This is a genomic window from Janibacter hoylei PVAS-1 (assembly GCF_000297495.1).
Lineage (GTDB): Bacteria > Actinomycetota > Actinomycetes > Actinomycetales > Dermatophilaceae > Janibacter > Janibacter hoylei.
Window position 1 is genome coordinate 62,857 of the sequence record NZ_ALWX01000003.1, and the last position, 23,833, is coordinate 86,689.

Annotated in this window: 23 protein-coding genes and 3 pseudogenes; 5 read left to right on the forward strand and 21 right to left on the reverse strand. The window is 72.9% G+C overall.

Annotation, left to right across the window (positions count from 1 at the left end):
* The first annotated feature begins 74 nt into the window (after positions 1-74).
* Positions 75-755: a spermidine synthase family protein gene (locus tag B277_RS00815; RefSeq protein ID WP_007924053.1), complete on the forward strand. Its 681-nt coding sequence runs from the start codon at positions 75-77 to the stop codon at positions 753-755.
* Positions 756-1,068: 313 nt separating this feature from the next.
* Here the strand turns inward: B277_RS00815 and hemL are convergent, their stop codons facing one another.
* The 14 genes and pseudogenes from hemL to B277_RS00875 all read right to left on the reverse strand — a co-directional run bounded on the left by hemL (position 1,069) and on the right by B277_RS00875 (position 13,580).
* Complete coding sequence (hemL, locus tag B277_RS00820; RefSeq protein WP_007924056.1) at positions 1,069-2,400, reverse strand: glutamate-1-semialdehyde 2,1-aminomutase; 1,332 nt, start codon at positions 2,398-2,400, stop codon at positions 1,069-1,071.
* A 202-nt stretch (positions 2,401-2,602) separates the two neighbouring features.
* A complete protein-coding gene (locus B277_RS00825) occupies positions 2,603-3,082 on the reverse strand; it encodes a MarR family winged helix-turn-helix transcriptional regulator (RefSeq protein ID WP_007924059.1) in 480 nt (159 codons plus the stop codon).
* Positions 3,079-4,077 (reverse strand): porphobilinogen synthase, encoded by a 999-nt coding sequence (hemB, locus tag B277_RS00830; protein ID WP_007924060.1) that lies wholly within the window; start codon positions 4,075-4,077, stop codon positions 3,079-3,081. Before hemB ends, B277_RS00825 begins: the two co-directional genes overlap by 4 nt.
* A pseudogene (locus tag B277_RS00835) lies at positions 4,074-5,696 on the reverse strand (bifunctional uroporphyrinogen-III C-methyltransferase/uroporphyrinogen-III synthase); the annotation flags it as partial. The gene hemB and the pseudogene B277_RS00835, both read right to left, overlap by 4 nt.
* A 15-nt stretch (positions 5,697-5,711) precedes the next feature.
* Positions 5,712-6,671, reverse strand: a complete 960-nt coding sequence (gene hemC / locus B277_RS00840; RefSeq protein WP_007924065.1) for a hydroxymethylbilane synthase — start codon at positions 6,669-6,671, stop codon at positions 5,712-5,714.
* Positions 6,668-7,942, reverse strand: a complete 1,275-nt coding sequence (locus B277_RS00845) for a glutamyl-tRNA reductase (RefSeq protein ID WP_007924066.1) — start codon at positions 7,940-7,942, stop codon at positions 6,668-6,670. Before B277_RS00845 ends, hemC begins: the two co-directional genes overlap by 4 nt.
* Positions 7,942-8,622, reverse strand: a complete 681-nt coding sequence (locus B277_RS00850) for a redox-sensing transcriptional repressor Rex (RefSeq protein WP_007924069.1) — start codon at positions 8,620-8,622, stop codon at positions 7,942-7,944. The genes B277_RS00845 and B277_RS00850 overlap by 1 nt, the downstream gene beginning before the upstream one ends.
* Before the next feature lie 120 nt (positions 8,623-8,742).
* Complete coding sequence (locus B277_RS00855) at positions 8,743-8,991, reverse strand: glutaredoxin family protein (protein WP_238148059.1); 249 nt, start codon at positions 8,989-8,991, stop codon at positions 8,743-8,745.
* Between the two features lie 10 nt (positions 8,992-9,001).
* Positions 9,002-9,424 (reverse strand): lysophospholipid acyltransferase family protein, encoded by a 423-nt coding sequence (locus B277_RS18500; RefSeq protein ID WP_238539334.1) that lies wholly within the window; start codon positions 9,422-9,424, stop codon positions 9,002-9,004.
* A gap of 103 nt (positions 9,425-9,527) precedes the next feature.
* A pseudogene (locus tag B277_RS18505) lies at positions 9,528-9,887 on the reverse strand (1-acyl-sn-glycerol-3-phosphate acyltransferase); the annotation flags it as partial.
* Between the two features lie 663 nt (positions 9,888-10,550).
* Positions 10,551-11,459: an NAD-dependent epimerase/dehydratase family protein gene (locus B277_RS00865; RefSeq protein WP_007924075.1), complete on the reverse strand. Its 909-nt coding sequence runs from the start codon at positions 11,457-11,459 to the stop codon at positions 10,551-10,553.
* A 319-nt stretch (positions 11,460-11,778) separates the two neighbouring features.
* Positions 11,779-11,877, reverse strand: coding sequence for a 30S ribosomal protein bS22 (locus B277_RS16345; RefSeq protein WP_003792170.1), 99 nt, complete (start codon positions 11,875-11,877; stop codon positions 11,779-11,781).
* Between the two features lie 148 nt (positions 11,878-12,025).
* Entirely contained in the window at positions 12,026-12,223 is a 198-nt protein-coding gene (locus tag B277_RS00870; protein ID WP_007924109.1) for a helix-turn-helix domain-containing protein, read from the reverse strand.
* Positions 12,224-12,389: 166 nt separating this feature from the next.
* Positions 12,390-13,580 carry an acetoin utilization protein AcuC gene (locus tag B277_RS00875; RefSeq protein WP_007924111.1) on the reverse strand — a complete coding sequence of 397 codons (1,191 nt, stop codon included), beginning with the start codon at positions 13,578-13,580 and terminating at the stop codon, positions 12,390-12,392.
* A gap of 71 nt (positions 13,581-13,651) precedes the next feature.
* On the opposite strand from B277_RS00875, the gene B277_RS00880 reads away from it, so the two are divergent.
* Positions 13,652-14,311, forward strand: a complete 660-nt coding sequence (locus B277_RS00880; RefSeq protein ID WP_051987785.1) for a potassium channel family protein — start codon at positions 13,652-13,654, stop codon at positions 14,309-14,311.
* 79 nt (positions 14,312-14,390) lie between these two features.
* Here the strand turns inward: B277_RS00880 and B277_RS00885 are convergent, their stop codons facing one another.
* From B277_RS00885 to B277_RS19635, 7 genes and pseudogenes are all read right to left on the reverse strand, one after another.
* Complete coding sequence (locus B277_RS00885; protein ID WP_007924116.1) at positions 14,391-14,909, reverse strand: GNAT family N-acetyltransferase; 519 nt, start codon at positions 14,907-14,909, stop codon at positions 14,391-14,393.
* Positions 14,910-14,962: 53 nt separating this feature from the next.
* Positions 14,963-16,234: a GNAT family N-acetyltransferase gene (locus B277_RS20435; protein ID WP_007924118.1), complete on the reverse strand. Its 1,272-nt coding sequence runs from the start codon at positions 16,232-16,234 to the stop codon at positions 14,963-14,965.
* Positions 16,235-16,263: 29 nt separating this feature from the next.
* Complete coding sequence (locus tag B277_RS00900; RefSeq protein ID WP_007924119.1) at positions 16,264-17,052, reverse strand: proline dehydrogenase family protein; 789 nt, start codon at positions 17,050-17,052, stop codon at positions 16,264-16,266.
* A gap of 154 nt (positions 17,053-17,206) precedes the next feature.
* The gene (locus tag B277_RS00905; RefSeq protein ID WP_007924120.1) at positions 17,207-18,127 is read right to left on the reverse strand and encodes a diacylglycerol/lipid kinase family protein; all 921 of its coding nucleotides are present in this window, start codon (positions 18,125-18,127) and stop codon (positions 17,207-17,209) included.
* Between the two features lie 159 nt (positions 18,128-18,286).
* On the reverse strand, positions 18,287-19,117 hold the full coding sequence (locus B277_RS00910) for a sugar phosphate isomerase/epimerase family protein (protein WP_007924121.1): 831 nt from the start codon (positions 19,115-19,117) through the stop codon (positions 18,287-18,289).
* 48 nt (positions 19,118-19,165) lie between these two features.
* Positions 19,166-19,456: a Ppx/GppA phosphatase family protein gene (locus tag B277_RS19630; RefSeq protein WP_338009714.1), complete on the reverse strand. Its 291-nt coding sequence runs from the start codon at positions 19,454-19,456 to the stop codon at positions 19,166-19,168.
* 94 nt (positions 19,457-19,550) lie between these two features.
* A pseudogene (locus B277_RS19635) lies at positions 19,551-20,267 on the reverse strand (Ppx/GppA phosphatase family protein); the annotation flags it as partial.
* Here B277_RS19635 and B277_RS00920 point away from each other — a divergent pair.
* Genes B277_RS00920 through radA form a run of 3 tightly spaced genes read left to right on the forward strand, consistent with a single transcriptional unit; the run spans position 20,155 to position 23,827 of the window.
* Positions 20,155-20,991, forward strand: a complete 837-nt coding sequence (locus tag B277_RS00920) for a DUF3109 family protein (RefSeq protein WP_007924123.1) — start codon at positions 20,155-20,157, stop codon at positions 20,989-20,991. The pseudogene B277_RS19635 and the gene B277_RS00920 overlap by 113 nt on opposite strands.
* Positions 20,988-22,397, forward strand: coding sequence for an FAD-binding oxidoreductase (locus B277_RS00925; RefSeq protein ID WP_007924124.1), 1,410 nt, complete (start codon positions 20,988-20,990; stop codon positions 22,395-22,397). Before B277_RS00920 ends, B277_RS00925 begins: the two co-directional genes overlap by 4 nt.
* 32 nt (positions 22,398-22,429) lie before the next feature.
* Complete coding sequence (gene radA / locus B277_RS00930) at positions 22,430-23,827, forward strand: DNA repair protein RadA (RefSeq protein ID WP_007924125.1); 1,398 nt, start codon at positions 22,430-22,432, stop codon at positions 23,825-23,827.
* The last annotated feature ends 6 nt before the right edge of the window (positions 23,828-23,833 follow it).

Consider the following 23,833-nt stretch of genomic DNA (forward strand, 5'->3'; position numbering starts at 1 on the left):
CCCGGTTACCGTGACGTAATAGACAACACAGATGTCGCAAAAATCGCCGGAATCCCGGAGAAGGATGATCACCTTTGGAGCCCACGCCGCCGCACACCCTCGTCTCCGCGACCACCCCGCGCGGCGAGATCGCCCTGCGCGAGCGCGAGACCGGCGACGGTGTCGTGCACGAGCTGGTCGTCGCCGGCGTCTTCGCCATGGACAGCGTCGACACCTCGACGGAGGTCGCGATGGCCCAGGAGTCGCTGGCCCGCACCTCGTCACCCGACCGCGTGCTCGTCGGCGGCCTCGGCCTGGGCTTCACCACCTGGCAGGTGCTCAAGGACAAGCGGGTGCGGCAGGTCGACGTCGTCGAGCTCGAGCCCGACCTCGTCGAGTGGGCCCGTCTCGGGCTGGCCCCCACGCTCGGTCTCGTCGCGCGGCACCCTCGGGTGCGGGTCCACGCCGGCGACATCGCACCGGTGCTGCGGGGCGCGGCCACTCCCTTCGGCCCCTGGGACCTCGTCCTGCTCGACGTCGACAACGGCCCGAGCTTCCTCGTCCACGACGCCAACGCGCGCATCTACTCCCCCGATGCCCTCCGCTCCGCCGTCGACCAGCTCGCCCCCGGCGGCACCCTCGCCATCTGGGCTGCCCAGCGCGAGCCCGACCTCCTCACGACCCTGCAGCCCCTGGGCGCCACCGAGGAGATCCTCCTCGAGGTCGAGCGCGAAGGGCGCACACTCACCTACGCCCTCTACCTCACCCGCCCCTGACCTGACCCCGGCTGGCCGGGTTGGGGACGGAGCGCGGGAAGGAGGCTTCGCTGGGCCGAAATCCTGCGTGCTCGCGTGGTCCGGTTGTCGTGCTCGACTTCGGCTTGATTCGCTCAGCCCCCTCCCCGCACCCCGTCCCCGTCAGCCGGTAGCGGCCACGGCAGGGCCGGACGGGAGGTGGGGTCCGGCGCGAATCAAGGAAAAGTCCGGACTCCCTGCTCCAGGCGACGTCCTCGAGGAGTGGTCCGGACTTTTCCCCAGCGCCGGGCCCGATCTCCCGGCCGGAACCCAGCTCAGCGAGGGTCGTCCGGGCTCAGCCGGCAGCAGCCGCCCTGGCAGCGGCCGGCAGGGCCGCGCGGATGGTCTCCAGGGCGTCCTCGTCGATGGCGTCGGAGACGAACCACACCTCGAAGGCGCTCGGGGGCAGGTGCACGCCGGCTTCGAGCATCGCGTGGAAGAAGCGCCCGTAGGCTGCGGTGTCCTGGGCCTGTGCGTCGGCGAAGGAGGTCACCGCGCCGTCGCGGAAGAAGATCGAGAACATCGATCCGGCCCACTGCACGGTGTGGGCGACGCCCTCGGCCGTGAGGGCGGCGGAGGCGGCGTCGGCGATGGCGCGGGCAGTGCCCTCGAGGCGCGGGTACAGCTCCTCCGTGCAGCCTCGCAGGGTGGCCAGCCCGGCGGCGGTCGCCACGGGGTTCCCGGAGAGCGTGCCTGCCTGGTACACCGGCCCGTCGGGCGCGAGGTGCGCCATGAGGTCGGCCCGGCCGCCGAAGGCCGCAGCCGGGAAGCCGCCGCCCATGACTTTGCCGAAGGTGAAGAGGTCCGGGGCCCCGCCCTCGTAACCGCCCGGGTGAGCACCGGCAGGCCCGGTCTCGTGGCCGTACCAACCGGAGCGGCTGGCGCGGAAGCCGGTCATCACCTCGTCGCTGATGAGCAGCGCACCGTGCGCCGCGGTGATCGACCGCAGCCCCTGGGTGAAGCCGGGCGCGGGCGGGACGACGCCCATGTTGCCGGGCGATGCCTCGGTGATGACCGCAGCGATCTCGCTGCCACGGGCGGCGAAGAGCTCCTCGACCGCGGCGAGGTCGTTGTAGGGCAGCACGATCGTCTCGCCGGCCGCGGACGCCGGGACACCGGCGGAGTCGGGCAGCGCGAAGGTCGCGACGCCGGAGCCGGCCTGGGCCAGCAGCGCGTCGACGTGGCCGTGGTAGCAGCCGGCGAACTTCACGACGACCGAGCGTCCGGTCGCCCCGCGCGCCAGGCGAAGGGCGGACATCGTCGCCTCGGTGCCGGAGGAGACGAGGCGGACCTGCTCGACCGGCTCGACGCGAGCGACGATCTCCTCGGCGAGGGCCACCTCGTTTTCGCTGGGGGTGCCGAAGGAGAAGCCGTGTGCCGCGGCGGACCGGACGGCCTCGAGCACCTCGGGGTGGGCGTGACCGAGGATCATCGGGCCCCACGAGCAGACGAGGTCGACGTAGCGGTTGCCGTCGACGTCGGTGAGCCAGGCGCCCTCGGCGCTGGCGATGAAGCGCGGGACGCCGCCCACACCACGGAAGGCCCGCACCGGCGAGTTGACCCCACCGGGGATCACCTCGCGAGCGCGGTCGAAGAGGGCCTGCGATCCGGTGGTGGAGAGCGTCATGGGCCCAGTCTCCCAAACCGCCTGCCCCGCTCCCGACGGGGACGTACGACCCCCAGGCCACCTTGCGCATTTCCCTAGGGAAATCACCCACCCACAGGTCATTTCCCTAGGGAAATGCGCACCCTCCAGAGAATTTCCCTAGGCAGATGCGCACCCCTTGGAGAATTTCCCTAGGGAAATGCGCAGGAGGGGGGCGGGTGGGCTAGTCGTCGAGACCGATCTCGTGGTGCTGGGGGGCCATCTGGTCACGCAGCGTCGCCATGGCCGCCCCGAGCGCCGCGAACTGCTCGGGCGGCAGTGCGTCGACGAGGTGGCGCCGGACGGACTGGACGTGCGCCAGGGCCAGCTCGGCGAGGGCCTCACGACCGGTGTCGGTGAGCGAGATCTCCACGCCGCGCCCGTCGTCGACGGAGCGGCAACGCTCGACCCAGCCGCGCTTCTCGAGCCGGGCGGCGGTGTGGGTCACCCGTGAGCGGGACTGGATGATGTCGTCGGCGAGCCGGGACATCCGCATCCGCTGGCCGGGCGACTCGGAGAGCATGGACAGCAGCTCGTACTCGGTCAGCTGGATGCCCAAGGGGGCGAGGTCATCGCTGAGGGCGCGCTCGAGCAGCCGCGACCCCCGCAGGTAGGCACGCCAGTGCTGCTGCTCCCCCGCGGAGAGCCACGGGCCGTCGCTCACAGCCGCCCCGCGATCTCGAGGGCGAAATAGGTGAGCACGATCTGGGCCCCGGCCCGCTTGATGTGGACGAGCGACTCGAGCACGGCCGCGTCCCGGTCGATCCAGCCCCGCTCGGCCGCGGCGACGATCTGCGCGTACTCCCCCGAGATCTGGTAGGCCGCGACGGGCACCGGCGAGACCTCTGCGGCAGCCGCCACGACGTCGAGGTGGGGTTGGGCAGGCTTGACCATGATGAAGTCGGCGCCCTCGGCGAGGTCGAGCTCGATCTCGCGCAGCGCCTCCGTCGCATTGGCCGGGTCCTGCTGGTAGGTCGCCCGGTCACCGCTGAGCGACGACTGCACCGCCTCGCGGAAGGGCCCGTAGAGCGCGGAGGTGTACTTCGCGGCGTAGGCCAGCACGAGCGTGTCGGTGTGCCCGGCTGCGTCGAGCGCGGCGCGCACGTGGGCGACCTGGCCGTCCATCATCCCGGACAGCCCGAGCACGTGGGCTCCGGCCTCGGCCTGGGCGAGCGCCATGGACGCGTACCGCTCGAGCGTCGCGTCGTTGTCGACGATGCTGCGCCCGTCGGCGCTCGTGGCCAGCACGCCGCAGTGCCCGTGGTCGGTGAACTCGTCGAGGCACAGGTCGGTCATGACGACGAGTCGGTCACCGACCGCGTCGACGACGGCCCGGGTGGCGACGTTGAGGATCCCCTGGGGGTCGTCCGCACCGGAGCCGCGTGCGTCCTTGGTCGCCGGCACGCCGAAGAGCATGATCCCGCCGATGCCCGCCTCGACGCAGGCGCGCGCCTCGTCGACGAGCGACTCGAGGGTGTGCTGCCGCACGCCCGGCATCGACGAGATCTCGACCGGGGCCTCGATCCCTTCGCGGACGAAGACCGGCAGGACGAGGTCGGCCGGGTGCAGCCGCGTCTGCGCGACGAGCCGACGAAGGGGGGCACTCCCCCGCAGCCGTCGCGGCCGCACGACCGGACCGGTGGCGCCGACCCCGCTCATCCCTTCGCCTTGCGGCGGCTCGTCGACTTCTTGCGGCGCTCGCTGGGTCGGGTGACCTCTTCGCCGGCCTCGAGGGCGGCGGCGGCGAGTTCACGACCGTGGTCGGCCAGCGCCTCGACGAGGCTCTCACCCGTCGCCTCGGCGGCCATGACGTCGACGCGCAGGCCGGCCTCCTCGGCGGTCTTGACCGTCGCCGGACCGATGCACGCGATGATCGTCGAGGCGTGCGGCTTGCCGGCGATGCCGACGAGGTTGCGCACGGTCGAGGACGAGGTGAAGACGACCGCGTCGAAGGCGCCCTGCTTGATCGCGTCGCGCACGGGCGCCGGCGGAGGGGTGGCGCGCACGGTGCGGTAGGCGGTGACGTCGTCGACCTGCCACCCCATGTCCTGCAGGCCGGCCACGAGGGTGTCCGTCGCGATGTCGGCCCGCGGCAGGAAGACCCGGTCGATGGGGTCGAGGACCTCGTCGTAGGGCGGCCACTCCTCGAGCAGCCCGCGCGCGGACAGCTCGCCGCTCGGCACGAGGTCGGGCTCCAGGCCCCACTCCCGCAGGGCGTCGGCAGTGACCCCGCCGACGGCAGCGATCTTCAGCCCGGAGAAGGCACGGGCGTCGAGGCCGAACTCCTGGAACTTCTCGCGGATCGCCTTGACGGCGTTGACCGAGGTGAAGCCGATCCACTGGTAACGCCCGGTGACGAGGCCGCGGACCGCGCGCTCGACGGCCTGCGGCGTGCGCGGCGGCTCGACGCTGATCGTCGGCACGACCTCGCTCGTCGCACCGTGGGCGAGCAACTGCCGGGTCATCGGGCCGGCCTGGTCCTTGGTCCGCGGGACGAGGACCTTCCACCCGTAGAGCGGCTTGGTCTCGAACCACGAGAGGGTCTCGCGCATCGCCACCGTCGGCCCGACGACAGCGAGCGTCGGCTCCTCCAGACCCTCGAGGGCCTCTGCGGCCTCGGCCAGGGTGGTCTCACGGGTCGTCTGCTGCGTCGTCGTCCCGCCCCGGGTCACCGCCACGGGGGTCTCTCCGGCCCGACCGGCGGACAGCAGGCTGGCGAAGGCCGGCTCGAGCTGCTCGGGCAGGCCGAGCAGGACGAGCGTCACGTCGTCACCGACGGAGGCGGACAGGTCGACGCGCTTGCCGCTGCTCAGGCTGACGACGTGGACCGCGCCGGTGCTGCGTGCGGTGAGCGGCACGCCGGCGTAGGTGGGGACGGCGCTCACGGCGGAGACGCCGGGCACGACGTCGAAGTCGATGTCGGCCTTGACCAGGGCCTGCGCCTCCTCGGCCAGGCCGTTGAAGGTCGCCGGGTCGCCGTCCATGAGCCGCACGACGAGTCCACCCCGGTGCGCCTTGGCCGTCTTGACGACGAGCTTGGCGCGCATGGCGTGGGTCAGCTGCTGCCCGTGCTCCCCGTGGCTCGCGTCGACGACGTCGACGTCGTCGGCCGTCAGGGTCGCGAGGACGTCGGCACTGGTCAGCCGGTCGGTGATGACCGCGTCCGCCCGGGCGAGCAGGTCGACCGCGGCCACGGTCATCAGTGAGGCATCACCCGGACCGGCGCCGACGAAGGCGACACGCGCCGGGCGTCGAGGGGCTGCGGTGGAGGGTGCGGCAGAGCGCTGGGGGGGTCACTGGATCTGCTCCGAAGCGGTCGGTGGGTGGGTGGCTTGCAGGTCGGCGAGCGCCGTGGCGCCGTCGGCGACGAGGGTGCGGGCGAGGCGGCGACCGAGGTCCTCCGCCTCCCCGAGGGGGCCGGTGATCGACCGGCGCAGGTCTCCGGAGCCGTCGGTGGCGGCGACGACGGCGCGCAGCGAGATCACCGGTCCGTCCTCGTCGTCGACGACCTCGGCGAGCGCCCCGATGGGCGCGGCGCAGCCCGCCTCGAGCTCCGCGAGGATCGCGCGCTCGGCGGTCACGGCTGCGTGGGTATCGGCGTGGTCCAGAGGACGAAGGGCGGCGAGCACCGCCGCGTCGTCCGCGCGGCACTCGACGGCCAGGGCGCCCTGCCCGGGGGCCGGCAGCATCTGGATCGGGTCGAGCACCTCGGTGACGCGGTCGAGCATCCCGAGACGGGTCAACCCCGCGGCCGCGAGCACGACGGCGTCGAGCTCGTCGTCGCCGGGACCGACCATGGCGAGTCGAGTGCCGAGGTTGCCCCGGATGTCGCGGAAGCGCAGACCGAGGCCGAGCGCCTCGAGCTGGGCCCGGCGGCGCGGCGAGCCGGTGCCGACGAGGGCCCCCTCGCCCAGCTCGCCGAGTGTCAGCCCGTCGCGAGCGCACAGCGCATCGCGCGGGTCGACGCGGGCCGGCACCGCGGCGACGGTCAGCCCGGGGGCCGGCGCGGTCGGCAGGTCCTTGAGCGAGTGCACGGCGAGGTCGACCTCCCCGGCGCGCATGGCGTCGCGCAGCGCGGTGGCGAAGACCCCGGTGCCGCCCATGCTTGCCAACGAGGCGCGGTTGGTGTCGCCCTCGGTGACGATCTCGACGAGCTCGACCTCGTGGCCGGCGGCACGCAGCGCGTCGGCGACGTGGCCGGACTGGGTCGTGGCGAGGGCAGAGCGGCGGGTGCCCAGACGGAGGGTGGTCACAGGCTGCTCCCTTCGGCATGGAGGTCGAAGAGCTGGCGCAGGGCGTCCTCGTACTCACCGAAGCGGCCGTCGATCGCCAGCTCCTTGGCACGCACGGTCGGCTGGTGCAGCAGCTTGTCGACGATGCGGTGGACGGCCCGGTCGACCTCGGCGCGGTCGGCGGCGGACATGCCCGGGGTGCGCTGCTCGAGGCGGGCGAGCTCACGCTCGACGACCTGCTGGGCAGCGCTGCGCAGCGCGCGCACGGTGGGTGCGGCGATGCTCGCCGCCCGCTTGCCGAGGTGCTGGGTCACGGCCTCGGCGACGATGCCCCGGGCCTGCTCCACCTCGGGGACGGCGCCGTCGGCACCGAGCAGGTCGCCGAGCTCGGCGAGGCCCAGGCGGGTGACACCGCTCAGGTCGTCGACCTGGTGGGCGACGTCGTGCGGCAGCGCGAGGTCGATGTAGGCCTGACGCGCGCCGCCCCGCGCCACCTGCGCGTCGGCGGCGTCGGAGAGGGTGACCGCCAGACCGGTCGACCCCGTGCAGGAGATGACCACGTCGGCGTCGGCGAGCGCACCGGCCAGCTCGTGTGCCGGCCGGGCCGAGCCGCCGAGCCGGTCGGCGAGCGCGAGGCCGCGCTCGTGGGTGCGGTTGACGACCGTGAGCTCGCGGACACCGCGCCGCACACAGCTGGTCGCCGCCAGCGCGCTCATCGCACCGGCCCCGACGACGAGCACGTGCGCCTCGGCGAGGTCGCCCACGTGCTCCTCCGCGGCGTCGAGGCCCGCCGTGACGAGCGACCGCGAGACCTCGTCGATGCCGGTCTCGGAGTGCACCCTCTTGCCCGTGCGCAGTGCCTGCTGCACGAGTGCGTTGAGGTGCGGGCCGACGTGGCCGTCGTCCTGCCCCCGGCCGAGCGCGTCACGCAGCTGTCCGAGGATCTGGGACTCGCCGACGGCCATCGAGTCGAGGCCGGCCGCGACGTTGAAGACGTGGGCGACCGCGGCGTCGCCATAGTGCAGGTCGAGGTGGCTCTTGAGGTCGTCGTGGGTGATGCCCGTCGAGGCGGTGAGCGCCTCGGTGAGGTCCGCGACGGCGCCGTGGAAGGCACTGACCTCAGCGTAGATCTCGGTGCGGTTGCACGTCGCGACGACGAGGTGCTCGGTGATGTCGGGGCTGGCCGTGGCCGCCGCGATGATCGACGACAGGCTCGTCTCGTCGAGCGCCGCGCGCTCGAGCACGGAGATCGGGGCTCGTCGGTGGTTGAGGCCGAAGGCAAGGAGACTCATCAGCCGGCTCCTTCCAGGAGGTCGTCGGTCATGCCGCCCGATCGCTGCTGCTCGTGGAAGGCGAGGATCTGCAGCTCGGTCGACAGGTCGACCTTGCGCATGTGGACGCCCTCGGGCACCTGGATCGCCGTGGCGGCGAAGTTGAGGATCGAGCTGACGCCGGCGGCCACGAGCCGGTCCGCGACCTCCTGCGCCGAGCCAGCGGGGGTCGCGATGACACCGATGCACGCCTCCCCCGGCGTGACGAGGGACTCGAGCTCGGTCATCGGCTGGACGCGCAGGTCGTCGAGCTGCTGCCCCACGAGCGTCGGGTCGCGGTCGAGCAGGGCGACGACCTTGAAGCCCTTGGTCGCGAAGCCGCCGTAGGAGGCGAGCGCGCGACCGAGGTTGCCCATGCCCACGATGAGCACCGGCCAGTCGTGGGTGAGGCCGAGGGCGCGCGAGATCTGGTAGGTCAGGTGGGCCACGTCGTAGCCCACGCCGCGCACGCCGTAGGAGCCGAGGTGGCTGAGGTCCTTGCGCAGCTTGGCGGAGCTGACCCCGGCACTGTGGGCGAGCTCCTCGGAGGAGACCGAGAGGACGTCCTGAGCCGTCAGCTGACCGAGGGCCCGGAGGTACCCGGGGAGCCGGGCGACCGTCGCGTCAGGGATCTCACGCTTGGCTGCCTGATCGACGGACACGGCTGGGCTCGGCTCCTCTCCCGGCCGAAGGGCGAGCGGCGCCTGACGACCGAACACCTCGACATTACGCTCTTGTGAACAAATGCACAAAGTCGCGGATCCGGTGGACAGGACCCGGTCTCAGCCCTGCAGGGCCGAGCGGAGCCGCCCTTCGTCCACACGCCAGTAGTCGTGCTGACGGCCGTCGACGAAGGTGACGGGCACCTCGTCGGTGTAGCGCGCGAGGTCCTCGTGGCTGTCGATGTCGACCTCGGCGAAGTCGTCGCCGGTCTCGGCGACGACCCGCTGGATCACCGCCCGCGCCTCGTCGCACAGGTGGCACCCGGCGCGGCCGACCATGACGACGCGGGCTTCGGGCAGGGCGGGCACCACAGCGCCCCTAGAAGAAGACCGAGCGTCGGGTCACGAGTACGGAGTAGAGCGTCTGCTGGATCGTCTCGCGCACCTGGTCGGTGACCTCGAAGACGAGCATCGGGTCCTCCGCGGCCGCGGGCCCGAGCGATGCGGTGTCGATCGGCTCGCCGAACTCGATGATCCACTTGCTCGGCAGCGGGATGAGACCGAGCGGACCGAGGAGCGGGAAGAAGGGCGTGATCGGCGCGTAGGGCGCACCCACGAGACGTGCGACCGTCTTCATGTTGCCGATCATCGGGTAGACCTCCTCGGCCCCGACGACGGAGCACGGGATGATCGGCACCTCCGCCTTGACGGCCGCCGAGACGAAGCCTCCGCGGCCGAAGCGCTGGAGCTTGTAGCGCTCGCGGAAGGGCTTGCCCACGCCCTTGAAGCCCTCCGGCCACACGCCGACGAGCTCGCCCCCCGCGCAGCAGACGCTCGGCGTCGGCGTTGGAGGCCAGGGTGGCGCCGGTCTTGCGGGCGACGTCACCGACGACGGGCAGCTGGAAGACGAGGTCGGCGCCGAGCATGCGCAGGAAGCGTCCCTGCGGGTGCGCGTCGTGGATCGCCAGCTGGGTGATGACCGAGTCGATGGCCACCGTGCCGGAGTGGTTGGAGACGAGCAGTGCCCCGCCGTCGGCCGGGATGTTGTCGATCCCCCGCACCTCGACGCGGAACCACTTGTCCTTGAGCAGCCGCAGCACGGGGAAGACGGTGTGCAGCGTGAAGTCACGGTCGAAGCCGAAGTCGTCGACCGCGTAATCGCCCTTGACCCGGCGCTGGAGGAACTGCAGCGTCTCGCTGAAACGGCGCTCCCATCCTTCGCCGGCGGCCGCACCCGCGGCGTGGCCCAGCGTGCGGGAGGTCATCTGCCCCGCCGACAGCAGCACCGACAGCAGCTCGGCCAGGCCCGGCACGAGGGCCTGCCCGCTGTCGGGGGGTGGCTGCGGGCTGCTCCGACGCGTGCGTGGTGCGGGTCGACGCGGCCGGTCGGGTCGGCGTCGTCGTGCGGGCGGTGCGACGTCGCGCGGCGCTCCGGGTGCCCGAAGGGGGCGACGTCCGCTTCGCCGCGGGCGGCGCGCCGTCGGGGGCCGGGCACGACGGTGAGCGTCGGCTTGCGCGGTGTCGTCGGTCGAGCCGTCGACCGGGAGGCCGGCTTCGCCGCGCGGGTCCGGGGGCGTCTCGGCACCCGGCACCGCAGCGGACGGCCCGGTGAGCAGCGGGGGTGCTGCGGCGGCGGGCGCGCTCGCCGCCGGCGCGGTCGGCCGCCGCCGAGACGGTGCTCGGGCGAGCGGCGGCAGACTTCTTCGCGGGGGTCTTCTTCTCCGGCGCGGCCTTCTTCGCGGCCGTGGACTTCTTCGTCGGCGTCGTGGCCACGGCCTTCCCGGCCGCGGTCTTCTTGGCCGCGACCCTCGTCGCCGTGGACTTCTTCGCCGTGGCCTTGCTGGTGGAGGCCTTCTTCGCGGTGGCCTTCTTCGCGGTGGCCTTCTTCGCCGTGGTCCCACGACGGGCTGCGGGGGTGCTCTCGGCCATCACTTCTCACTCTCCGGGGTGGGCGTCACGGCCCGCATCGCGGCCTCGGCGGCCTGCACGGCCGTCCAGCCGGGTTGGGCGAAGGGGAGCCGGTCCAGAACCCTCCCCTTCGTCGCACGGGCGAAGTCCTCGTAGGCGGCACGGGTGGTGTAGGCCGGCTCGAAGCCGAGGTCCTCACGCATGCGCCGGGTGTCGAGCCCGCGGCCGAAGCTCAGCAGGTCGACCTGGTCGGAGCCGATGTCCATGAGACCGAATCGCTTGGCCAGGTCGGTGATGCTGCCCGTCGCCATGCGGGGGACGAGCACGTAGGGGCGACCGGCGATGTTGGCCGCCTGGCTCACGGTGATGATGCCGTCACCGGCGACGTTGACCGCGCCCAGGCCCGGCAGGCTGACCGCCCGGGCGATCGCCGCGACGCAGTCGTCCTCGTGGACGAACTGGAGCCGCGCGTCGAAGCCGAAGGGGATCGGGATGACCGGCAGGCTGAAGTGGTCGGTGAAGGCGGTGCGGATCCGCGGACCGATGACGTTGGCGAAGCGCAACGTCGTGATCTCGATGTCCTCGCGGCGGCGGGAGAGCCCGCGCACGTAGCCCTCGACCTCGACGCTGTCCCGGGCCCAGCCGGAGCCGGGCATCCGCTTGGCGGACATGTCCTCGGTGAACATCGCCGGGTCGCGGGGGCTCGAGCCGTAGACGCCCGCGGTGGACTTCACGATGAGCTTGGTCACCGACTCAGCCCGCTGGCAGGCCGCCAGGAGCTGCATCGTCCCGATGACGTTGATCTCCTTCTGCGTCGCCCGCCCACCGCCGGCGCGGGGGGTGGCGATGACGCCCATGTGCACGACGGTGTCGACGTCGTTGCCGGAGATGATCCTGCTGATGAGGGGGCTGCGGATGTCGGCCCGCATGAACTCTGCCCGGCCGATGCCGTGGCGCGGGGGGGACGACGTCGACGCCGATGATGCGGCCGACGGACTCGTCGCGGCTGAGTCGGCGGGCGAACGCTTCACCGAGGTGGCGGGAGACGCCGGCCACGAGGACGGTCTCGGGCACCAGAACCCCTTCCTGCGGTTGGGACGTGCGAGGGACGGTCGGCTGCAGCCTAGTCACGCACCGCCGCGCATGGGGCCTGCGCTGCCCCGTCCTGGGCGAGGAGAGACCGGGATCACCCGCGGGCACGACGAAGGGGGCCGCCCCGGTCCCCCGGGTGCGGGCCCCTTCGTGTGGTCACTTCTTGTTGCGACGCTGGTGGCGCGTCTTGCGCAGCAGCTTGCGGTGCTTCTTCTTCGCCATGCGCTTGCGACGCTTCTTGATGACAGAACCCATGCGGATGTCCTTCGTGTCGTGATCAGTGTTTGCGGTGGTGCCTCGAGCGATGCCGATCCTGCGGCCGCAGGCCCCACCGGGTACGAGTCAGAGGACCGAGTCTATCCGCTCTCGCGAGTGGGGCGGACGAGGGCCCTCACGCCACCCGTCAGGCGGTCTCGACGAAGGAGGTCTCGAGGTAGGTGTTGACCGCGTCCTCGGGGACGCGGAAGCTGCGGCCGACGCGCACGGCCGGCAGGTCGCCGTTGTGGACCATGCGGTAGACCGTCATCTTCGACACCCGCATGATCGACGCGACCTCGGCCACGGTGAGGAAACGCACCTCACCCAGTCGGTCGTTGGACATGATCACCTCTGCATCCGCAAGGCAGTGCCGCCGACCGGTGCCGGCGAGCCTGGACATGCCCCGCAGGGGATAACCATAGGGGCAGATGTGACGACTGTGAAGACGAGCGGGGCAGGTTTTGCTCGCACGTCCACCCGACACGCCGCAGGTCGGGCAAAAATCGCGCTCACTCGTACCAGACGTCGAGCCCGTGGAGGGGGAAGACCGCCTCACGCGCCGCCATGATCGCCCGGTCGACGCCGCTGTGCGGGTTGTAGCCCATCGCCCACGGCTGGACCCAGATCGGCAGGTCCTTGTCGTCGAGATCGCCCATCCGCTCCGGCCCGAGCTGCCCGGAGACGAGCTCGACGTGCTCGCGCCAGGCCATGGGGATCTCCGTGGCTGCCGGTACGGGGTGGTGGGCGGCGATGGCCGTGAGGTGCGTCCACGCCCGTGGGACCGCGCCGGCGACGTCATAGCCGCCGCCGCCGACGGCCACCCACCGTCCGTCGCACACCTCGTGCGCGAGCCGGTGCATGTCGACCGCCGCCTGGCGCTGGGCGTCGAGCGAGATCGCCATGTGCGCCAGCGGGTCCTCCCGGTGGGTGTCGCAGCCGTGCTGGGTCACGAGGATCTGGGGCCGGAAGGCCCGTACGACCGGGGCGGCCACGGCGGTGATGGCGCGCAGCCAGGGCCCGTCGGTCACCCCGGGCGGCAGGGCGACGTTGACCGCGGTGCCCTCGGCGCCCGCTCCACCCGTGTCGCCCGGCCAGCCGGTGCCCGGGAAGAGCGTGCGGCCGGACTCGTGGACCGACACGGTGAGCACGCGGGGGTCCTCGTAGAAGATCTCCTGCACCCCGTCGCCGTGGTGCACGTCGACGTCGACGTAGGCGACGCGCTCGACGCCCTGGTCGAGCAGCCAGGCGATCGCGGCCGCGATGTCGTTGTAGACGCAAAATCCGGCGGCCCGGTCGCGCATCGCGTGGTGCATGCCGCCGGTGAAGTTCACCCCGTGCTCGGCCTCGCCGGTCCACACCCGCCGGGCCGCCTCGATCGAGCCTAAGACGATGCGAGCGCTCGACTCGTGGATGCCGGCGAAGGCGGGGACGTCGTCGGTGCCGATACCCCACCGACCGTCGGCGACCGTCGGGTCCTCCGAGATGGCGCGGACGGCAGCGACGTACTCGGGGTCGTGAACCGTGTGGAGGACCTCGTCGGTCGCGGGGGCGACGTCGACGACGTCGACCTGGTCGAAGACACCGAGCTCGCGGCACAGCCGAGCCGTGAGGTCCAGACGCACCGGTGCCATCGGGTGACCGGGGCCGAAGTCGTACCGCGTGAAGTCCTCACCCCAGATGGCGCACGCCTGTGTCGTCATGCGCCCGACGCTACCCCGACTAGGGTCAGGTGCCACGACCACCCGACACATCGGAGGACCACGTGCCGCGCATGCGTCTGCACAACGAGGACGTCCTCGTCCTCGGCCTCGGCCGCTTCGGCGGCGCCGTGGCCACTGAGCTGCACCGACTCGGCAACCGGGTGACGGCTCTCGAGCTGGACCCCTCCCTCGCGGAGACCTACCTGGGCCGCGTGGGTCGCATCGTCCAGGGCGATGCGACGTCGGTGACGACGATCGAGGACCTCAAGCCGCACACCTTCTCGGCGACGGTCCTGGCGATCGGCTCGTCGATCGAGGCCAGCGTGCTCGCCGCGGTCAACGTCATCGACGGCGAGGCGCCGAAGGTGTGGGCCAAGGCGGTCAGCCCCGAGCACGCGCGCATCCTCAACCGCATCGGCGTGCACCACGTCCTCTCCCCCGAGATCGAGTCGGGCAAGCGGCTGGCCCACCTCATCGGCAGCCGGCTCATGGACTACATCGAGTTCGACGACGGCTTCGCGATCGTCAAGATGACCCCGCCGCAGGAGGCGATCGGCTTCACGCTCGAGCAGTCGTCCATCCGCAGCAAGTACGGCGTCACCGTCGTCGGGGTCAAGTCCCCCGGCCAGGACTTCACGTACGCCCGCCCGGACACCAAGGTGCGCAGCGGCGACCTCATCATCGTCAGCGGCCCGACGACCCTCATCGAGCGGATGGCCGCGCGCCCGTAGGCCGGGCCGACCGCACGACGGCGCCCCTCCTCCCTTCGGACGAAGGGGAGGAGGGGCGCCGGTGGTCGTGGAGGCAGCGTCAGCCGCGGTCCTCGCCGAGGGCGAGGACGAGCGCGACCTCTTCCTCCTGGCCGGAGTCGTCGCCGGCGACGCGCATCGGGCGGCGGTCGTCGGTGGGCCGGAAGCCGAAGCTCGAGGCGAAGGCGACCGCGCGGCCGTTGTCGGCCCCGACCCAGTAGTACAGCTGGCCCAGGCCCTTGCCCTCCGCGATGCGGGCGCTCTCGCGCACGAGGCTCGCGGCGACGCTGCGGCCGCGCCAGTCGGGGCGGACCCAGAGGCCGAAGAGCTGGCCGGCGGTCTCGGACTTCGTCTCGCCGGCGGAGCCGATGCTCACGACGCCGACCTGCTCGCCGTCGGCCTCGGCGACGAGGCGGTCACTGCGACCCATGCGGGCCCGCCAGAAGTCCTCGGGCTCGGCGGCCTCGGTGGCGTGGTCGGCGACGAAGGCGTCAGGAGATTCCTGCAACGCTTCCAGCCGAAGGGTGCGGTAGGTCTCCCACTCGTCCTCGGTCAGTGCGCGCACGGTGATCTCACTCATGGCGCGAGTCTCTCATCCCCGCCGGCGAAATGCCCTGCCGGGTCACGGATTGTTCACCCGATCGAAGGCAGATCACGACTCATCCGGTCGCATCGCGGGGCATCTCCGTGGGCTCCGTCGAAGGCAAACCCGGCCCGCTCGTAGAAGGCGACGGCGCGAGGGTTGTCGAGCATGACGTGCAGCCGCACCTCCGTCGCGCCGCCGTCCGCCGCCTCGGTCACGGCGGCCTCGACGAGCGCATCGGCGATCCCCCGACCGCGAGCATGGCCGGCGACCCACATCGCGACGATCTCGGGGACGTCGGCCGGGTCGAGCCGCAGGAGCGTCGCGGCGCCGAGCGGGAGCCCGTCGCGGGCCTCGGCGAGGAAGATGGCCTGCCCGAAGAGCCCGCGCCACCTCTGCTCGTCGTACGCGACCTCCCGGGCGAAGCTGCTGCCGTAGGCCGCCGGCTCGTCGAGGAGCATCGCCAGCCGCATGGCCCGGTAGCGCTGCCAGTCGTCGGCGGTCAGGCGGCGCACCGACCAGTCGGCGACCATCAGCCCGCACGCTCGGCGCAGGCCGCGACGGCGTCGGCGAGCGCGTGCCGCACCCCGTGGGCCTCGAGGCGGGCGAGCGCCGCAGCGGTCGAGCCCCCCCGGCGAGGTGACCTGGGCGCGCAGCAGCGCCGCCTCCTCACCGGTCTCGACGAGCATCGCGCCCGCCCCTCGGGCCGCCTGACCGGCGAGGGCGAGGGCGTCGGCGCGGGTCAGCCCCCGGGCGACACCGGCATCGACCATCGCCTCGACGACGAGGTAGAAGTACGCGGGAGCCGACCCGGAGAGGGCCGTGGCGGCACCCTGCTGCGCCTCGGGCAGCACGAGGGTGGCGCCGGTCGGCGCGAGCACGTCGCGCACGAGCTGCAGCTGCTCGGCGGTGACGTCTGCGGCGGGGCTGAGCACAGTCATCCCCTGGCCGACACGAGCCGGGGTGTTGGGCATGCCCCGGACCGCGGCGACGCCGTCCGGCAGCGCGGCGGCCAGGTCGGCGAGGGAGACCCCCAGCGCGAGGGAGACGACGACCGAGCCGGGACGAAGGGAGTCGCGCACCTGCGCGAGCAGGTCCGCCACGGCGTAGGGCTTGACGACGACGAGGTGGACGTCGGCGCGGGCGGCGGCCGCGAGGGCGTCGACGACCTCGACCCCGGGCCGGTCGGCGTACCGCTCGCGCAGCTCGGCAGCGCGCTCCGGGGTGCGCACGACGGCGAGGACCTCGCCGTCGCCCCCCGTGGTGAGCCCGTCGAGGATGGCGCCGCCCATGGCGCCGACTCCGTAGATCGCGGTGGTCATCTGGGGTCCTCCTGGGTCGGTGGTGCGGGTCAGCCGCGGTCGGTCAGGGTCTCGACGAGGCGTCGGATCCCGGAAGGACGGCGGGCCAGGTCGTGCAGGTGCTCGAGCCACATCGGACCGTAGGGCACGAGGATGCGCACCCGGTGGCCGGCGTCGGCGGTGCGCAGCTGCAGGTCGGGGTCGGCGCCGAGGAAGAACTGGTACTCCAGGCCCTCGGGACCACGACCGGACTGGTCGGCGAGCCCGTCGGCCAGGTCGAGGAGCACCGGCTCGTGGGTTGCGACGACGGTGTGGACGCCGCTGCCCAGCAGGGTCGCCAGGCAACGAGCGAAGGCGAGGTCGACCTCGTGCGGGTCCTGCCAGCTCGACGCCCGCGGCTTGCCGGTGCCGCCGCGCACGAGGCGCACCCGTGCACCGGTCGCGGCGAGCATCGCCGCGTCGGCCTCGGAGCGGTGGCGGCGGGCGACGAGCGAGGTCGTGAGGCGGGGGTGGTCCAGCCGCACCCGCTGGACGAGGTCGAGCAGGGTGTCCATCGCGTGATCGGGACCGGAGCGCAGGGTGACGTCGACGCGGTGCTCGTCGCCGACTGTGCACACCCGACGCAGGGCCTCCTCGGCGCGGGCCGGGTCCTGCCCGAGACCGAGGTGCTCGGGCGCGAGGTAGAGCTCGGAGTGGTAGTCGCCGCCGGCCGTGACGGGCGCGACCCGCTCGATGGCCGTGGTCGCCTCGCTGATCGTCGCCTCGACGGCCGCGGCATCGGTCGCGGCAGGGCAGGAGGGGGTGGAGGCGCGGCCAGCCGGTTGGTCCGACGCAGCCACGCCGCGGTGGCGACGGCGTCATCGATCCCGTCGCCGGCGACGAAGCGCCGCCGGGCGGCCTGCACGATGCGTGAGCGCTCGGTGCGCTGCCGGGCTCCCGGGGCGACGAGCGCGTCGAGCAGGCGGGTGCGCAGGTGGTCGGGGTCAAGGGCACTCACGTCGTCTCCTCCGGGGTGTGCAGACGGTAGGCGCCGGGGACGACCCGCCAGGTCCGCTCCCGGGCCGGCTCGAGCTCCTCGCCGTCGGCGTTGGCGGCGAAGGCGTGGTTGGCCCCGCGGACGGTGACGGTCCCGGCCCGACGGGTCACGACGTCGTCGAGCTCGGTGTGGGTCCCGCGGCTCAGGTGCAGGGCGTAGCGCAGTCGACGCAGCGGGGCGACGGCGAAGGAGACGACGACCTCGGCCCGGCCGTCGCCCGGCCGCGCGTCCGGTGCGATCGTCGAGCCGCCGCCGACGCTCGTCCCGATGGTCGCCGCGACCTGCAGCACGCGACGGCTGCCGTCAGCGACGACCTCGCCGTCGGTGACGACCTCGAGGTGCCGCCCCTGCTGCCCGAGTCCTGCCGAGATGCCGCCGATGGCGTAGCCGAGGATCCCCAGGTGCACCTTGCCCAGGCGCTCCTTCCACGGCGCCGCGATGCGGCCGGCCTCCTCGCCCACGCCGATGTGCACGGCATTGGCCACGAGGTTGTCGTCGTCGTCGATGAGCACGTCGACGGGGCGCACCGGACTGGCCAGGACGATGCGTGCCGCCTCGGCGGGGTCCTTGGGCAGCCCCGTGGCACGGGCGAAGTCGTTGCCGGTCCCCATCGGCAGCAGGCCGACCGTCGGCGGGTCCTCGCCGAGGTCGCCGGTGCGGCAGAGCGCGGTGACAAAGGCGTGGAGCGACCCGTCTCCCCCGGCGATGACGACCTCGCGGCCGTCACGCCGGGCGATGGCGTCGGTGAGCTCGTCGATCGACTCGGTCTCGACGACCTCGACGTCGCCGCCCTCACGCAGCACCGCCAGCGCGGCCTCCTGGGCCTCACGGTCGGAGCTGCCCGCAGAGGCATTGGCGATGAAGAGCAGTCGTCTCACGCCCGTCAGCCTACGGTCCTGCGCTCACCCGGTCCGGCGGCGCAGGGTGAGGCTGACGAGGGCGAGGGCCACGACGATCCAGCCGGCGATGACGAGCAGCGGGGTGACGAGGTCGGCGCCGGGCTCGGGCTGGCCGGCGACGGCGGCCGGGGGCCGACATCACGCCGATCCGGCCGAGGTGCCGCTCGGCTCGGCCGCGAGCTGCCCGAGGTGCCGGCGGGCGAAGTCGAGGGACTCGCGCAGGTCCTCCTCACGCTCCTTGGGTCGCTTGCGGGTGCCGACCTCGAGGACCACCGCCCCGGCGAAACCGCTCGTCGCGACGTGCTGCAGCACCTCCGCGCAGGGCTGGGTGCCGCGACCCGGGACGAGGTGGTCGTCCTTGAGGGTCGTCAACAGCCCGTCCGCGAGGTGGATGTGCGCGAGCCGCTCGTCGAGGTCGAGGACCATCTGCATGGCGTCGCTGCGCGCGGTCGCGGTGTGCGACAGGTCGACCGTCACGTGGTCGTAGGGCTGGGGCACCGGGTCCCAGTGCGGCAGGTAGGCCTGCACCTGCCGGCCACCGGCCGCCCACGGGAACATGTTTTCCACCGCCAGGACGATGCCGGTGTCGTCCTCCCGCTCGGCCACCCCGTCGGCGAAGGTGCGGGCGTACTCCTTCTGCCACCGGAAGGGTGGGTGGAGCACGACGGTCGGCGCCCCGACCTCCTGCGCCAGCTCGATCGACGCGTCGACCTTGCCCCAGGGGTCGGCGCTCATGACCCGCTGGGTGAGCAGCAGCGTCGGCGCGTGGATCGAGACGATGTCGACCCCGTGGTGCTCGGCGAGCGCTAGCAGGGCGCCCGCATTCTGCGAGACGGGGTCCGACCAGACCATGACCTCGACCCCGTCGTAGCCGAGCCGGGCCGCGGTCTCGAAGGCCGCCGCGGCGCCTTCGGGGTAGACCGACGCCGTGGACAGCCCCACCGGGATCGGGCGCGCGTGATCAGGCATGCCGTCGAGCGTAGACCTCGCCGGTGGGACGACCCCGGTCAGCGGGCGTCAGGACATGAGGTCGAGGTAGCGCAGCAGCACTCCCTCGCGCAGCGCCCACGGGCAGATCGTCAGCTCCTCGACCCCGAGCAGGTCCATGGCGGCCTCGGCGACGATGCCGCCGGCGAGGATCTGGTGCGACCGCGATGCCGACACCCCGGGTAGTTCGACCCGCTCGCGGGCGGTCATCGGGGTGATGCGCGCGATCGTCGCGGTGACGTCGGCCAGACGCAGGCGCCGGGTGACGTAGGGCCCGTCGGCGCTCGGCGCGGCACCGGCCAGGCGAGCCAGCGAGCGCATCGTCTTGCTCGTGCCGAGCACGGTGTCGGGGGGCGCTCGCCTTGGCGTAGGGGCGGATCTCCTTGGCGAGGGTCGCGCGCACGTAGCGCCGCGCCTCCTTGATCTGCTGGGCGCTCGGAGGGTCCGCTGGGAGCAGCTCGCGCGTGGTGCGACCGGCCCCGAGGAGCAGGGACTTCGCGATGTCGGGGTCCTCGTCGTCACCGAGGGTCAGCTCGAGCGAGCCACCACCGATGTCGATGACGAGCAGCTTGCCCGCGGACCACCCGGCCCAGCGGCGTGCCGCGAGGAAGGTCAGGCGGGCCTCGTCCTCGCCGCTCAGCACCCGCAGGTCGACTCCGGTCTCCTCGCGCACCCGGGTGAGCACCTGCTCGCCGTTGGGCGCCTCGCGGACGGCGCTCGTCGCGAAGGCGAGGATCTCCTCGGCCCCGTGGTCCTCGGCGACCTCGAGGCACTCGGCGACGAAGCGGGAGAGGTCGGCCGCCCCCGCGTCGTCGATGCAGCCCTCGTCGTCGACGTGCTCCGAGAGCCGGAGCAGGATCTTGTGAGAGGTCGCGGGGATCGGCGCCGCACCGTGGTGGGCGTCGACGATGAGCAGGTGGACGGTGTTGGAACCGACGTCGATGACACCAAGGCGCACGGGGCAACAGTAGACGCACGCGGACCACCTGCCAGACAGGACGCCGCATAGGGTGACGCCCGTGAGCGACGAGACCCCGACCCACCCGGAGGAGACGGACCTGCGGACCGCCCGCACGTGGGTCGAGTTCGACGACCCGGCCGACGACGGGCAGCGCTTCCGCTGCGACCTCACCTGGCTCACGTCGTCGTGGACCTGCGTCTTCGGGTCCGGCTGCCACGGCATCGACGCCGACAAGCCGGACTACGGGTGCTGCGTGCTCGGTGCGCACTTCACCGACAAGGACGACCTGACCCGGGTCAAGGCGATCGTCGACGAGCTCGGCGAGGACGAGTGGGAGCTGCACCCGGGCTCGACGCGCCGCTCCGCGTGGACGGAGAAGGAGGACGGCGACCTCAAGACCAAGGTCGTCGACGGGGCCTGCATCTTCTTGAACCGCCCCGGCTTCCCCGCCGGCGCCGGCTGCGCGCTGCACCAGCACGCGATGCTCACCGGCGTCGAGCCGCACACCGTCAAGCCGGACGTGTGCTGGCAGCTGCCGATCCGGCGCACCTACCGCACCGTCGAGCTGCCGGACGAGAGCAGCTACCTCGAGGTGAGCATCGGCGAGTACGACCGCCGCGGGTGGGGGCCGGGCGGGCACGAGCTCGACTGGTACTGCTCCGGCAGCCCCGACGCCCACGTCGCCCCCGACCCGGTCTACGTCAGCGAGCGCGCCGGGCTCGTCGAGCTCATGGGGCAGGCCGGCTACGACGAGCTGGCGACACGCTGCGAGGCCCACCTCGCGCTGGTCGCGGCCGCCACGACGACGAGGGGAGGGTCCCGCCCTTCGCCCGCCGGCCGGACCCTGCTGCCGCTGCTCGTCCACCCGGCCACGCTGGCGGCGCAGGAGCGGTGACGGTGGCTCCCTTCGACCTCACGGAGCTGGCCGACGAGCTCGGCGACGGCGTGCTCGTCACCGACGCCGACGTCGTGCGGTCCTACTCCGCGGACCAGGCGCTCTTCTGCCCCGCCGACGGCGCGATCGCCCTCGTGCGGGCACGCACGGTCGCCGACGTGCAGGCGACGATGCGCTTCGCGACGCGGCACCGCGTGCCCGTGGTGCCGCAGGGTGCCCGGACCGGGCTGTCCGGAGGGGCCAATGCCGTGCCCGGCTGCCTCCTGCTCTCGCTGGAGCGCATGGACCGGGTGCTCGAGGTCGACGCCGCCGAGCGCACCGTGACCGTCGAGCCGGGGATCATCAACCAGGATCTCAAGGACGCGCTCGCACCGCACGGCCTGTCCTACCCGCCGGACCCTGGGTCGGTCGCCATCTCGTCGATCGGCGGCAACGTCGCGACCAATGCCGGCGGGCTGTGCTGCGTGCGCTACGGCGTGACCCGCGACTACGTGCGGCGGCTGCGCGTCGTCCTTGCCGACGGCACCCTCACGACCCTCGGGACGACGACGGCGAAGGGGGTCGCCGGCCTCGACCTGCGCAGCCTCTTCGTCGGGTCGGAGGGCACGCTCGGGGTCGTCGTCGAGGTGACGCTGCGGCTCGTGCCCACGCTGCCGGAGCCGCTCACCGCGGTGGCGACCTTCGCCGACATACGCTCCGCCGCAGCGACGGTCGCCGACCTCATGGCGTCGGGGGCGCAGCCCAGCCTCGTCGAGTCGATGGACCGGGCGACCCTGCAAGTCCTCGCCGAGTGCGGCTACGGCGACGTCGGCACGGGCGCCGGGGCGATGCTGCTCGTGCAGTCCGACGGTAGCGGCAGCCTCGAGGCCGCGCAGGCGGAGGTCGAGGCGCTGGGGCGCTTCGCGCAGGCGCACGGGGCGCTCGACGTCGCCGTCTCCGACGACCCCGCCGACAGCGCCGCGCTCGTCGCGATGCGGCGGATGGCCCAGCCCTCCTTCGAGCGGTGGGCGCAGGCGCACGGCGGCGGGCAGCTCCTCGACGACGTCTGCCTGCCCCGCACCCGGCTGCCGGAGTTCTACGACCGGCTCGAGACGATCCGGCAGGAGTCGGGCCTGATGATCGCGGTCGTCGCGCACGCCGGCGACGGCAACACGCACCCGTCGGTCTTCTTCGACACGAGCGACCCCGACAGCGTCGCGCGCGCCGACGCCGCCTTCGACGCGATCATGGAGGTCGGTCTCGAGCTCGGGGGCACGATCACCGGTGAGCACGGTGTCGGCCACCTCAAGCGCCGCTGGCTGGCCCGCGAGCTGGACGAGGGCTCCCGGCGGGCGCACCTGGCGGTCAAGGCGGCGCTCGACCCGCTGGGCATCCTCAACCCGGGCAAGATGCTCGCCGAGCTCTGAGGCTGTCGGCCACTGCGCATAGGTTCTCTCCCATGGCTTCCAAGAAGGGCGGACCGACCTACCGCTGCAGCGAGTGTGGGTGGACCACGGTCAAGTGGGTCGGGCGGTGCGGCGAGTGCCAGGCGTGGGGCAGCGTCGACGAGGTCGGCGGCCCGACGACCCGCACACTGGCCGCCGCGCGCGTCCAGCGACCGGCCGTCCCGATCCGCGAGGTCGACGCGGCGCAGGCGAGCCACCGCAGCACCGGCGTCGGTGAGTTCGACCGGGTGCTCGGTGGCGGTCTCGTGCCCGGCTCGGTCGTCCTCGTCGCCGGCGAGCCCGGCATCGGCAAGTCGACCCTGCTCCTCGACGTGGCCGCCCGTGTCGGGGACCGGGGGCGGGTCCTCTACATCAGCGGCGAGGAGTCGGCGGCGCAGGTGCGCGGCCGCGCCGAGCGCATCGACGCCGTCACCGACGGGCTCTACCTCGCCTCCGAGACCGACCTGGCGACGGTGCTCGCGCAGATCGAGCAAGTGCGCCCCGACCTCGTCGTCGTCGACTCCGTCCAGACGATCGCCTCGACCGAGGTCGACGGTGCCGCGGGCAATGTCGGCCAGGTCCGTGAGGTGGCCGGCTCGCTCATCCAGGCCGCCAAGGAGGGCGGCTTCGCCATGCTCCTCGTCGGGCACGTCACCAAGGACGGCTCGATCGCCGGACCGCGTGTCCTCGAGCACCTCGTCGACGTCGTCGTGCAGTTCGACGGCGACCGGCATTCGCGACTGCGTCTGGTGCGGGCGGTGAAGAACCGCTTCGGCCCGACCGACGAGGTCGGGTGCTTCGACCTCACCGAGGGCGGCATCGTCGGGCTGAGCGACCCGAGCGGCCTCTTCCTCTCCAGCCGCCACATCAACGTGCCGGGCACGTGCGCGACCGTGACGCTCGAAGGGCGTCGCCCACTCGTCGTCGAGGTCCAGTCCCTCGTGAGCCCCTCGCAGATCCCCACGCCCCGGCGGGCCAACGTCGGCCTGGACAGCGGTCGGCTCGCGATGATCATCGCGGTGCTCGACAAGCGCGCGGGCGCCCCGATCGGCAACCAGGACACCTACGTCTCGAGCATCGGCGGGGTCCGCATCACGGAGCCGTCGAGCGACCTTGCCGTCGCCGTCGCGATCGCGAGCGCCGTCCTCGACGAGCCGATCGCCCACGACCTGCTGGCCCTCGGCGAGGTCGGCCTGAGCGGCGAGGTGCGGCCGGCGGTCGGCGTTGGGCGCCGCCTGGCCGAGGCCGCCCGTCTCGGCTTCCGCACCGCCCTGGTGCCGAAGGGAGCGCTCGACGACTCCTCCGCGCCGCCCGGGATGGACGTCGTCGAGGTCGTCGACGTCGCGTCGGCGATCGCGCAGGCGCGGCGCCGTCGCCCCCGGCCCCACCTCGTGACCAGCCCGACACCCTAGACTCGG